This window comes from Pseudomonas poae (assembly GCF_001439785.1).
In the GTDB taxonomy this organism is placed as follows: domain Bacteria; phylum Pseudomonadota; class Gammaproteobacteria; order Pseudomonadales; family Pseudomonadaceae; genus Aquipseudomonas; species Aquipseudomonas poae.
This window is the reverse complement of record NZ_JYLI01000024.1, coordinates 68,715-80,504: the sequence shown is the minus strand read 5'-3', so window position 1 is coordinate 80,504 and position 11,790 is coordinate 68,715. Positions and strand designations below refer to the sequence as shown.

Genomic DNA, 11,790 nt, shown 5'->3' with positions numbered 1-11,790 from the left:
GCCAACATGGGCAGGGTTGACGCTTGACACGCAAGCGCGAAGCCAGTGCCGAAAAGCGCAGTCATGAGTCGCCGCCGCGTCCTGTGGACGGTGTGACCACCCGTGCCGGCATCTCGGTTTGCATCAGGGTATCGAGGGCCTGGCGATAATTGCGTCCGGCCAGGCTCAGGCTATTGTTGTGGCTGGCACCGGGTACCAGCAACAGCCGCTTGGGCTCGCGCGCGGCTTCGAACAGTTGCTCGCTGAAACGCGGTGGCACATAGCGGTCATCCAGGCCATGCACCACCAGCAGGGGCATGTGAATGTCGGCAATCTTGTCGATCGAATCGAATTTCTGCGACAGCAACCAGCGCACCGGCAACGAGGTATCGGCCACGGCCGTGGCGACATCCGCCAGCGAGGTGAAGGTGGATTCGATCACCAGACCACGCACGGGCAACGGGGTTTGTTGGCCCAGCTGCGCCGCCAGGTCGATGGCCACCGCGCCGCCCAGGGAATGCCCGTAGATCAGCCGCTTGCCGGGGTCCGGTTGCAGCACCTTGAAGCGCTCCCAGGCAATGCGCGCGTCTTCGTAGACGCTGGTTTCCGAGGGCAGGTCGCCCTGGCTCTGGCCGAAGCCGCGATAGTCGATGGCCAGCACCGAGTAACCCAGGGCGTGCAGTTGCTCGATGCGAAACAGCTGGCCGGTCAGGTTCCAGCGCACGCCGTGCAGGTACAGGATCGCCGGTGCGTCCTGGCGGTCCGCCGGATACCACCAGCCATGGATGTTCTGCCCCGCTTTGAAACTGGCGGGCTTGAGCTCGAATTCCTGCACGGTTTTGGGTAAACCGCTGTACCAGCCGGCTTTGCCCGGTTCGATGCGGAACACCAACTCGCGCTCCTTGTGTTGCAGCATCGCGCACCCCACTGGCAGGCCGACGATCAGCAACGCCATGCACAACAGGGGAAACCAGCGCAGGCCCAGACGAGACAATAAACGTGGAGGCATGAACGTTCCTGAAAAGAGGTGAAGCACGGGTTTTACCAGATGGCCTGTTATGGCAGGGATTAATGCGACGGCCGTAGCGACGTGTTGCTTGCAGGGTGTTGCAAGCTGCTTCAGCTTGACGCTGGCAAGACACCCGCGACATGCTCCACCTCCCACGCACAGAGGCCCGACCATGGACAACAGCCCCGTACGGATCACCGCCGAAGAAACCCTCTCGGACAATTGGTATGTGCTGAAAAAATACACCTTCGACCTGCGCCGCCAGGACGGCAGCTGGCAGGCCCAGACCCGTGAAGTGTACGACCGCGGCAATGGCGCGACCATCCTGCTGTACAACCGAGAGCAGCGCAGCGTGCTGCTGGTGCGCCAGTTCCGCATGCCTACCTTCGTCAACGACTACCCGGGTTTTCTGATCGAAGCCGCCGCCGGTTTGCTCGACAACGCCAGCCCTGAAGAGCGCATTCGCCTGGAAGCCGAAGAAGAGACCGGCTACCGCGTCGGCCATGTGGAAAAGATCTACGCGGCGTTCATGAGCCCGGGTTCGGTGACCGAGCGCATTCACTTTTTCCTTGGCCAATATCAGCCGGCCGATCAAGTCGGCGCGGGCGGCGGCCTGGAAGAAGAGGGCGAAGACATCGAGGTGCTGGAGCTGGGCTTCGAGCAGGCGCTGGCGATGGTGCACAGCGGTGAGATTGTCGACGGCAAGACCATCATGCTGTTGCAGCATTTGGAACTGCGCATGTTGAAGGAAGGCTGGTAAACCGCTGCCACGAAGGTGCCCGCCTGTTTCAGATGTTCTCGCAGGTAACGATTTGCAGCGGTATGTGCACGCGATGCTGCAACGGGTCGAACCCTTCGGCACTCTGCAATTGCACCATCAACTGCACCAGCGCGGTGGCGGTCTGGCGGGGCTGGGAGTCCATCACCACATCGATCAAACCCTGGCCCAGCGCCTGGCGTGACAGCGCGGTGGACTCCTGCAGGATGCAACACAGCGCCGGGCGCCTGGGCAGTTGGGCCAGGGCGCTGATGACACCGTCGCCGCCACCGCCCACCACGCACAGACCGCGCAGGTCGGTGTGGCGGCTGAGGAGGTCGAGGGTGGCTTCTTCGGTGATGTCGCAGTTGTCGAGGTTGATCAGCGGTTCCAGAGGTTTAAGCCCCGGCGCATGTTCGTCGAGATAACTGTGCAAGCCTTCGACACGGGCCTGATGGCCGAGAAAACGGTGGCCGCCCAGCACGATCCCGACGCTGCCTTTACGTGCCCCGCAGGTGCGCGCGAGCAGCCAGCCCATGGTGCGCCCGACCACACGATTGTCCTGGCCCACATAGGGCTCCAGCGCCTGCTCATGGATGTCCGACAGCAGCGCGACCACCGGCACGCCGGCTTCGCGGATCTGCGCCAGGCAGGCGTTGATCAACGGGTGGGCGAAGCTGACCACTGCCAGCCCGTCGCACTGCACGGCCAATTGCTCGATCTGCGTGACGATGGCGCTCGGTGTGCGGTCGTTGATGTAGTCGAACTGGCACGTCAGGTTGGCTGCGGCATGCTGCGCGGCGGCTTCCCTGATCGATTCGGCCAGGTGTGCATAGAACGCCTGCGCGGTGCCCAGCAGCAGGATGCCGAAACGGAATGTGGGGCGGCGTTCGCGAATACGCTGGCCGATCAGCCGGGCGGCAAAATAGCCCACGGCCTCGGCAGCCTGGAACACCTGTTCGGCGGTTTGTGGATTGACCGGCGCGCGGGCGTTGAGCACCCGGTCAACCGTGGCCACGCTCAATCCGGCCTGGGCGGCAACGGTGGCAATGGTCGGACGTTTAGTGGTGTGCATGGCGAGCCCCTTGAGCGCCTTGATAGAAAACTATCAAGCAGCGCCTGGCCTGGATGATAGCTTGATAGGGAATGGATTCAAGGCCTTGAGGCTGATTTGGCCGCGCTCTATGGTGATTTCGCAAAGCCCCTGTAACCCGCTTGCGGAGAACAATAACAATGCCTGAACACACCGCCCATAAAACCCGTCGCGATTACCGCCTCACTGGCCCCGAAGCCGCCCGCGCCTTCGACAAAGGCCTGGTCTCGGCCAATTGGTACCAGTCGCCCATCGCGCGCAAACGCATGAAAGAACTGATGCAGCGCCGCGATGGCCCCGCCCTGCTCGACACAACCCTCTGGTTCGCCACGTTGTTCGCCACCGGCTTTGGTGGCTACTGGTTCTGGGGCACCTGGGCATGCGTGCCATTCTTCCTCGCCTATGGCGTGCTCTACGGTACCGCCTCCAACCCGCGCTGGCACGAAACCGGCCACGGCACCGCCTTCAAGACCCGCTGGATGAACGACACGCTGTACCAGGTGGCGAGCTTCATGTGTATTTTCGAACCCCATGTATGGCGTTGGAGCCATGCGCGCCACCACACCGACACCATCGTGGTCGGCCGCGACCCGGAGATCGTCGAACCGCGTCCGCCAAGCCTGTGGATGATGGCCCTCAGCGTGTTCAACCTGCCCCTCGCGTGGAAAACCTTCAGCGGCGTGGCGCGCCATGCCATCGGGCGCATGAGTGCCCAGGAACAGGACTTCATCCCTGAATCCGAATGGCCCAAAGTGTTCCGCGCCGCACGCATCTGGGTGGTTGTTTATGCGCTGATCATCGGCGCCGCGATGACCCTGCACAGCTGGCTGCCGTTGATGCTGGTGGGTTTGCCGAGTCTCTATGGCGCCTGGCTCGGCTACCTGTTCGGCCTTACCCAGCACGTGGGCCTGGCCGAAGACGTGCTCGACCACCGCAGCAACTGCCGCACCATCTACATGAACCGCGTGCTGCGCTTTATCTACATGAACATGAACTACCACCTCGAACACCACATGTATCCGATGGTGCCTTACCACGCCCTTGCGCAACTGCATGACGAAATCCGCAGCGACTGCCCGCCGCCCTACGCAAGCCTGCGGGATGCCTACAGGGAGATCATCCCGACAATTCTCAGGCAGCGCCGCGACCCGAGCTATTTCGTCCAGCGCCCGATTCGCGCACAGGTGCAACCGGCCGCCGCTGCGATGCACGCAGAGACTGCTGCCGGCTGATCATTCCCCCCTTGAAACAAGAGAAAACGCCATGAACGATCAATGGATCGACGTCTGCGCCGTGGGCGAAATTGACGAGGAAGACGTGCTGCGCTTCGATCACGGGGCGAACACCTACGCGGTGTTCCGTTCCGCCGATAACGAGTTTTTTGCCACCGCAGGCCTGTGCACCCACGAAAAAATCCACCTCGCCGATGGCCTGGTGATGGACCACGTCATCGAATGCCCCAAACACAATGGGCGCTTTGATTACCGCTCCGGCAAGGCCCTCGGCGCGCCGGTGTGCGTCAATCTCAAAACCTACCCGGTGCGTGTGGAGGCGGGCCGGGTGTTGCTCGCCGTTGCGCTGTGACGATGAACGCGCCCCTTGTTATTGTCGGCGCGGGGCATGCCGGAGGCCGTGCGGCGCTTACCCTGCGTGAGGAAGGCTACAGCGGCCGGGTGATGCTGATCGGCGATGAGCCGCACCTGCCCTATGAGCGTCCGCCACTGTCCAAGGGCCTGCTGCAAGGCGCGACGGACCTGACGAGTTGCAGCCTCTGCGACGGCGCGCGGCTGGCCAAGCTTGGCATCGAGCATGTCGCGGGCAACCCGGTAAGCCGCTTGGAGCCTGCACACAACCGCCTGCAACTCGCCGACGGCCAATGGCTGGCCTATTCAGGCCTGCTGTTGGCCACCGGCGGTCGGGCGCGGCGCTTGCCCCAGCATCTGCCGCACATGCTGTACCTGCGCACCCATGATGACGCAGTGGCGTTGCGCGCGGCCTTGCGCCCCGGCACACGGCTGGTGGTTATCGGCGGCGGGTTTATCGGCCTGGAAGTGGCGGCGACGGCGCGCAGCATGGGCTGTGAAGTGACGGTGCTCGAAGCCGGGTCGCGACTGGCGGGCCGGGTGCTGCCGCCGATCATCAGCGAGGCGCTGTTGGCGCTGCACCGTGATCACGGCGTGGATGTGCGATTGAACGTGACGCTGGAATCCATCAACGCCGACGCCGTGCAACTGGTGGGCGGGCAGGTACTGTCCTGTGACCTGGTGGTGGTGGGTATCGGCATGCAACCCAATCTCGAACTGGCCGCAGCGGCCGGGCTGGACGTGGGGCAGGGCATTCGCGTGGACGCGCAACTGCGCACCAGCGTGGCGAATATCTTTGCTGCGGGCGACGTGTGTGAGTTCCAGCTGGGCGGCGTCTACCAGCGCCAGGAAACCTGGCGCAACGCCGAGGCTCAGGGGCGGCATGCGGCGTTGAGTCTGCTGGGACGCGAGTTACCGTTCGATGCCCTGCCGGGCTTCTGGTCCGATCAATTCGATTGGGGTTTGCTCACCGTGGGTGCGATGACCGCGCAGATGGTCACGCGTTATCTGCCCACCGGCGGCGTTTTGCTGTTCTACCTGCACGGCGATGGCCACCTGCAAGGTGCCTGCGGCTGGGCGCCGGGCAACAGCGTGGCCAGGGACATCAAGCTGTGCGAACGGCTGATCGCGGCGCGCATCCCGCTGACGGCGGCGAACCTGTCCGATCCGGAGCAATCCCTCAAACACCTGCTGCGGAGCTGACATGCGCCAATTTCTGGTGTTCCAATCCCTGTGGGCAATGCAAACCGAACCCGGTTCGCTCGACGCGCAACTGGACCGAATTGCCGCCGCCGGTTTTGATGGCGTCACCGACCACTACTACAACGCCGCCGACGTCGCCCGTTTACACGCCGCCACCGCTGCGCGCGGTTTGCAGATCGAAGGCCAGCTGTTCCCGCAGAATGTGGACGACCTGGCGACCGCGCTGGATGTGATCGGCCGCCACGGCTGTCATCACCTCACGCTGCAAGCCGATGTGCGACCGCGCACCCAGGCCGAGGCGGGCCGGCTGATCGAAGGCTGGCAACGCCTGGCCGAACAGGCGGACTTTCCGATCCTGCTGGAAACCCATCGTTATCGCCTCACCAATGACCTGATGTTTACCCTCGACCTGCTGGCGCAGATGCCGGATTTGAAACTGCTGGCCGACCTGTCCCACTACGTGGTCGGGCGCGAATTGCCTGAGCCTGGGGTTGCCGAAGACGACGAACAGATCCACACGATCCTGCGTCACAGCTGGGGCTTTCATGGCCGTGTGGCGAGCAGCGAACAGGTGCAAGTGTCGCTGGAGTTTCCCCGGCACCAAGCCTGGGTCGAGCGCTTTAGCGGCTGGTGGCGCTACGGCATTGAAGACTGGCTTGCTCGGCCCGACACGCCGCAGAGCCTGTCTTTCACCTGCGAGCTCGGCCCGCCGCCGTATGCGATTACCGGCGCGGATGGCCGCGAGATCAGTGACCGCTGGGCCGAGGCATTAAAACTGAAAAGCCTGGTGCAGGCGCTCTGGAAGACCTGTTGCACAAGCTCGTCAGCTCAAAAGGCCGGTGCTGACGGCAACGATCAAAAAGACGCCCAGCAGCGCCCGGTAGACCACAAATGGCCAGGTTGAAAAGCGCTCCAGAAACTTCATCAGCCCCCAGATCGCGAAAAACGCCGAAATGCTCGCCACCACCAGCCCGAACAGCAGATGCGGCCAGGCATGCGCGGGCAGGTCGGCGTGCAGCAACACCCACAGCTCTTTCAGCCCGGCCAGGGCGATGGCGGGCAGGCCCAGCAGGAAGGAGAAACGCGCCGCTTCCTCGCGCTTGAAGTTGAGAAACAGCGCCGCCGTCAACGTGGAGCCCGAGCGCGATACCCCGGGGATCAACGCACCAATCTGTGCGACCCCCACGATCAGCGCATCACGCAGGCGCATCTGGCTGACGTCACGGGTATGCCGAGCGCGCACTTCGGCCACCGCCATCAATACCGCCATCACCACGCAGGAAATACCGATCACCATCAACCCGCGCATCGGCGAGTTGCAGGCATTCAGGGTTGACGACAGCACCAGCCCGGCAATGCAGATCGGGAGGGTGGCCAGCACAATTGCCACCGCTAGCTTGAACCAGCGGTCGTTGTAGTCGCCCCGGCGCACCGCGTCGATGCTGCCGGTGGTGACCTGGCGCACATCGCGCCAGAAATAACTGACCACGGCCGCCAGCGCCGCCAGTTGCATGGCCGCCGAAAACGCCGAGCCCGGATCTTGCCAGCCGAGCAGGGCGGGAACCACGCGCATGTGGGCGGTGGACGACACCGGCAGCAGCTCGGTGATGCCCTGAATCACGCCCAGGAAGAAAATTTGCAGGTAATCCAGGGAGGCAAAGCCGACATCCAGGCCGGCGGTACAGACGTTGGTCACGAGGCATGTCCTTGAGAAGCGAGAATCGGCGAAGTTTATTCCAAATGTTTCAGGGTGGTGGCCGGGGCCCTCGCTATCTGCATTCCGTTCAGCCAATAGAAAGGATTCACTCGCCATTGGCTTGAGGCGACGTTTTGTGAACAATGGCGCCCTGCGTTATTTCACTGAGAGCCCCATGCCTGAAACCACCGTCGAATTGATCCAGACCGGCCCCGAAGATGCCGAGCTGATCCGCAATCTGTACCAGTACTACGCTTACGAGTCCTCGGACTGGGAACAAGAAGATGTCGAAGCGGACGGCCGCTTCTATATCCATGACGAACACCTGTCGCGCTACTGGCAAGACCCGCAATGGAGCGCCAACCTGCTGCTGGTGGATGGCTGCATCGCCGGGTTCATGTTGATCGAAGGCAGCGAGCTGGGCATGGATGCCCTGGAGCTGGCCGACCTGTTTATCCTCAAGCGCTACCGCCGCCGAGGCATCGGCCGTGCCATCGCCACCCAGGTGCTGTGCAGTGGCGAAGCCAACTGGCTGGTGCGTTTTTATGACCAGGATGAAGTGTCACAGGCGTTCTGGCGCACGGTGCTCGATTATCTGCCGCGCCCGGTGCAGACCCTTGAGCTGGACGATGACCCGCAGCTGGTGACGTACCTGATTACGCGGGCGGCGCTGCATTGAACGCCTGCTGCATCGCTTGAGGCGGTTGCCCGAACGCCCGTAGAAACGCCTGGCGCATGCGCTCGCGGTCGCCGAATCCGGTTTCGCGAGCGACCACCTCAACCGGGTGCCGGCTGGTTTCCATCATCGCCCGCGCGGCTTCCACCCGCAGCGATTCGATGGCCTTGGCCGGCGTCTGCCCGGTTTCTTCGCGAAACACCCGGCTGAACTGGCGCGGGCTGAGCCGGGCGACTTCGGCCAGAGCGTCTACTGACAGGTCATGGGTGAGGTTCTCGCGGGCATAGGCCAGGGCCAGTTGCACGCGGTCGGATTTGGGGTCCAGCTCCAGCAGGGCCGACAACTGCGACTGCTCGCTGCCCCGGCGCTGGGCGATTACCAGCTTGCGCGCGATGCGCCGGGCGAGGTCGCTGCCCAGGTCGTTCTCCACCATGGCCAGGGCCAGGTCGACCCCGGCGCTCATGCCGGCGCCGGTCCACACCTGGCCGTCCACCACAAACAGTTTGTCTTCTTCCAGGCGGATGTGCGGATAGCGCTTGCGAAACGCTGGCGCGTGAATCCAATGGGTGGTGGTGCGCTTGCCCTCCAGCAGCCCGGCCTCGGCCAGCACGAAGATGCCCATGCACAGCGACGCAACGCGGCGTGACTGTGCGGAGGCCGCCTTGACCAGTTCCAGCAGGTTCGCTTCCGGCAGGCGAAACTCCAGGTAGCCGCTGACGATCAACGTGTCATAACCCTGTGGCCGAAGGGGCGAGGTGTTCACCGAAAAGCCCTGGGACGTCATCACCGCGCCGCCGCTTTCCGACACCAGATGAAACTCATAGGCCGGCTCGCCGCGCAGCAGGTTTGCGCACTCGAACACCGAGCCCAGGCTGAGGCTCAGGGACTGGAAGTTCGGGTAAACCATCAGCGCAACGCTGTGCATCGTTATTCTCCAAGGGGCGCGGGGAGGGCGATTGTCGGCGGGCGTCGCAGAAACGGCAACCGACTTCGAGCCATGGCCGAAATCCTTGCGGATCTGACATTGTGGGGTTCTGCCACGCTCCCTACCATGGCTCCACGAACTAGACGACTGGTCTAATCGGTAGGAGACAAGCATGAGCAACGACACCAGAAGTGCCCGGCAAGTGATTCTCGACAGTGCGCAGCCGCTGATCGGCGCCAAGGGGTTTTCCGCGGTGGGCCTGAACGAAATACTGCAAGCCGCTGGGGTGCCCAAAGGTTCGTTTTATCACTACTTCAGCTCCAAGGACGCGTTTGGCGTGGTGTTGCTCGACACCTATTTCGACAACTACGTGCATGGCATGCAGCAGTTGTTCAGCCAGCCCGAACTGTCCCGGCACAACACGTTGATGCGCTATTGGCAGGCCTGGATCGACAACCAGACCGGCTGCACCGATTCCGGCAAATGCCTGGCCGTCAAACTGGGTGCCGAGGTGTCAGATCTTTCGGAGCCGATGCGATTGGCCCTGCAACGCGGCACCTCGCGCACCATCGAAGTACTCGCCGAGGCGATACGCGGCGGGGTCGAGGACGGTTCGCTGGCTATCGAGCAATCCCCCGAAGGCCTTGCCCGGCGCTTGTATGCGCTGTGGCTGGGAACCAGCGTCATGAGCAAGATCACCCGTACCGCTGCGCCGTTCACCGAGGCGCTGTCGCTGACTCAACAGTTGTTGGGCAGCCCCGTATACCCTGACATCCACATCGATCGAGGCACTGGAAAATGAAAGTATTAATGGTACTCACCTCTCACGACCAGCTTGGCGACACCGGCCGCAAGACCGGCTTCTGGCTCGAAGAGTTTGCAGCCCCGTATTACGTGTTCAAGGACGCCGGCGTCGAGGTGGTGCTGGCATCGCCGGCCGGCGGCCAGCCGCCGCTGGACCCAGTCAGTGATCAGCCGGATGCCCAGACCGAACAGACCCGCCGTTTCGCCGCCGACCCGGCCGCGCAACAGGCCCTGGCCAACACCGTGAAGCTGGACACGCTCAACGCTGACCATTTCGACACCGTGTTCTACCCAGGCGGCCACGGACCGCTGTGGGATCTGGCCGAGTCGCCCACCTCAATTGCGCTGATCGAAGCGTTCGAGCGTGCCGGCAAGCCGATCGGTTTCGTTTGCCACGCCCCGGGCGCCCTGCGTCACGTCAAGGCGGTCAATGGTGAGCCGTTGATCAAGGGCCGCCGTGTCACCGGGTTCTCCAACTCCGAGGAAGCGGCGGTGCAACTGACCGACGTGGTGCCATTCCTGGTCGAGGATGAGTTCAAGAAACTGGGCGGCAAGTACGAGAAGGGCGCTGACTGGCAGTCCTTCGTAATTGTCGACGGCCTGCTGGTCACCGGGCAGAACCCCGGCAGTTCGAGCGAAGTGGCCCAGGCCCTGCTTAACCTCACCGCTTAACCCATCCACCGTTTTATCGCTGGCGACTCGCACGAGTCGCCAACGCTTTCGTTCGTCCCGAATTTGGAATATCGCAATGACTGCCACTGTTTTAAACACCCCGGTAAAACTGGGCCATCACCTCTTGAACAACCGCGTGGTATTGCCGCCGCTGACCCGTCAGCGCAGCGCCCAGCCGGGTGATATCGCCACTGACTTGATGGCCGAGTATTACCGTCAGCGCGCCACCGCCGGTTTCATGGTCAGCGAAGGCACGCAGATCGAACCCCGTGGTCAGGGTTATGCCTGGACGCCGGGTATCTACAGCCCCGCGCAAATCGAAGGATGGCGCAAGGTCACCAACGCCGTGCACGCCGAGGGCGGAGTGATCTTTGCCCAGTTGTGGCATGTCGGTCGGGTCTCTCACAATGCGTTGCAGCCTGACGGTGCGGCCCCGGTGGCACCTTCGGCGATTCAGGCGGAGCAGGCCAAGGCGTTTATCGCTACCGGCCCGGGTACTGGCGATCTGGTGCAGCCTCCGGTGCCGCGCGCGTTGAACCTGCTCGAGATCGACGAGTTGGTCGGGCAGTACGCCCAGGCCGCGCGCAATGCCCTGGATGCAGGGTTCGATGGGGTGGAGATTCACTCGGCCAACGGTTATCTGGTCAACCAGTTCATTTCGGCGCATTCCAATCAGCGTGACGACCAGTACGGCGGCTCGTTGGACAATCGTCTGCGTTTCCTGCGCGAAGTGGTCGAGGCGGTGAGCCAGGTAGTCGGCCCTGAGCGCCTGGGCGTGCGTTTTTCACCGCTGTTCAGCGGCACCGATCAGGACCGTGTCTACATCGGCCTGGTCGAAGAAGACCCGCACCACACCTATATCGAAGCGATCAGGGTGCTGGAGCAGTCAGGTATCGCCTACGTGTCCATCGCCGAAGCCGACTGGGACAACGCCCCCGACCTGCCTGACAGCTTCCGCCAGGCCGTGCGCAGCACCTTCAGCGGCCGCATCATCTACGCAGGCCGCTACACTGCCGAGCGCGGCGCGCGGCTGATCGAAGCGGGGCTGGCGGACCTGATTGCCTTCGGCCGGCCATTCATCGCCAACCCGGACCTGCCGCAGCGACTGTTCAACGGCTGGCCGTTGAACCCGCTGCGGGCCGAAGGGATGTATGGCGGTTCTGAATTGGGCTATGTGGATTATCCGACGTACGCCGAGTAGGGCAATTCACTGCGCTGTGATCCATTCCAGATAATCACACGCCCCTGTGGCGAGTGGGCTTGCCGAATGCCGTTCAGTTAAGCGCAGATTCCCTGTGGCGAGCAGGCTTGTCCTGCGTTGGGCTGCGCAGCAGCCCCAAAACCAGGCGCTGAGCCGTATCAGGTACACCGCGTTTTGCTGGCTTGGGGGCGC

At 63.1% G+C, this 11,790-nt stretch carries 13 protein-coding genes; 9 read left to right on the top strand and 4 right to left on the bottom strand.

What is annotated here, in order from left to right; translation table 11 throughout:
- Positions 1-61: 61 nt before the first annotated feature.
- The gene (locus tag TU75_RS23195) at positions 62-988 is read right to left on the bottom strand and encodes an alpha/beta hydrolase (RefSeq protein ID WP_060550258.1); all 927 of its coding nucleotides are present in this window, start codon (positions 986-988) and stop codon (positions 62-64) included.
- A gap of 172 nt (positions 989-1,160) precedes the next feature.
- On the opposite strand from TU75_RS23195, the gene TU75_RS23190 reads away from it, so the two are divergent.
- Positions 1,161-1,748 carry an NUDIX domain-containing protein gene (locus TU75_RS23190; protein WP_003239351.1) on the top strand — a complete coding sequence of 196 codons (588 nt, stop codon included), beginning with the start codon at positions 1,161-1,163 and terminating at the stop codon, positions 1,746-1,748.
- 28 nt (positions 1,749-1,776) lie between these two features.
- On the opposite strand, the gene TU75_RS23185 is transcribed toward TU75_RS23190, so the two are convergent.
- A complete protein-coding gene (locus TU75_RS23185) occupies positions 1,777-2,820 on the bottom strand; it encodes a LacI family DNA-binding transcriptional regulator (RefSeq protein WP_060550257.1) in 1,044 nt (347 codons plus the stop codon).
- Between the two features lie 158 nt (positions 2,821-2,978).
- On the opposite strand from TU75_RS23185, the gene TU75_RS23180 reads away from it, so the two are divergent.
- Genes TU75_RS23180 through TU75_RS23165 form a run of 4 tightly spaced genes read left to right on the top strand, consistent with a single transcriptional unit; the run spans position 2,979 to position 6,528 of the window.
- On the top strand, positions 2,979-4,070 hold the full coding sequence (locus TU75_RS23180) for a fatty acid desaturase family protein (RefSeq protein WP_060550256.1): 1,092 nt from the start codon (positions 2,979-2,981) through the stop codon (positions 4,068-4,070).
- A gap of 31 nt (positions 4,071-4,101) precedes the next feature.
- Complete coding sequence (locus TU75_RS23175) at positions 4,102-4,422, top strand: MocE family 2Fe-2S type ferredoxin (RefSeq protein WP_060550255.1); 321 nt, start codon at positions 4,102-4,104, stop codon at positions 4,420-4,422.
- A gap of 2 nt (positions 4,423-4,424) precedes the next feature.
- A complete protein-coding gene (locus tag TU75_RS23170; RefSeq protein ID WP_060550254.1) occupies positions 4,425-5,624 on the top strand; it encodes an NAD(P)/FAD-dependent oxidoreductase in 1,200 nt (399 codons plus the stop codon).
- 1 nt (position 5,625) lies between these two features.
- Positions 5,626-6,528, top strand: coding sequence for a sugar phosphate isomerase/epimerase family protein (locus TU75_RS23165; RefSeq protein WP_186351309.1), 903 nt, complete (start codon positions 5,626-5,628; stop codon positions 6,526-6,528).
- Here the strand turns inward: TU75_RS23165 and TU75_RS23160 are convergent.
- Complete coding sequence (locus TU75_RS23160; RefSeq protein WP_060550253.1) at positions 6,448-7,320, bottom strand: undecaprenyl-diphosphate phosphatase; 873 nt, start codon at positions 7,318-7,320, stop codon at positions 6,448-6,450. The two genes, TU75_RS23165 and TU75_RS23160, sit on opposite strands and share 81 nt — an antisense overlap.
- Positions 7,321-7,495: 175 nt before the next feature.
- Here TU75_RS23160 and TU75_RS23155 point away from each other — a divergent pair, with 175 nt between their 5' ends.
- On the top strand, positions 7,496-7,999 hold the full coding sequence (locus TU75_RS23155) for a GNAT family N-acetyltransferase (protein WP_041931606.1): 504 nt from the start codon (positions 7,496-7,498) through the stop codon (positions 7,997-7,999).
- Here TU75_RS23155 and TU75_RS23150 read toward each other — a convergent pair.
- Entirely contained in the window at positions 7,977-8,921 is a 945-nt protein-coding gene (locus TU75_RS23150) for a GlxA family transcriptional regulator (RefSeq protein ID WP_003239369.1), read from the bottom strand. The genes TU75_RS23155 and TU75_RS23150 overlap by 23 nt on opposite strands.
- Before the next feature lie 172 nt (positions 8,922-9,093).
- Between TU75_RS23150 and TU75_RS23145 the strand changes: the two genes are divergently transcribed.
- The 3 genes from TU75_RS23145 (at position 9,094) to TU75_RS23135 (ending at position 11,598) form a co-directional block, all read left to right on the top strand.
- On the top strand, positions 9,094-9,723 hold the full coding sequence (locus TU75_RS23145) for a TetR/AcrR family transcriptional regulator (RefSeq protein WP_060550252.1): 630 nt from the start codon (positions 9,094-9,096) through the stop codon (positions 9,721-9,723).
- Positions 9,720-10,397 (top strand): type 1 glutamine amidotransferase domain-containing protein, encoded by a 678-nt coding sequence (locus TU75_RS23140; protein WP_003239372.1) that lies wholly within the window; start codon positions 9,720-9,722, stop codon positions 10,395-10,397. The genes TU75_RS23145 and TU75_RS23140 overlap by 4 nt, the downstream gene beginning before the upstream one ends.
- Before the next feature lie 76 nt (positions 10,398-10,473).
- Positions 10,474-11,598: an alkene reductase gene (locus TU75_RS23135; RefSeq protein WP_015371899.1), complete on the top strand. Its 1,125-nt coding sequence runs from the start codon at positions 10,474-10,476 to the stop codon at positions 11,596-11,598.
- Positions 11,599-11,790 lie beyond the last annotated feature (192 nt).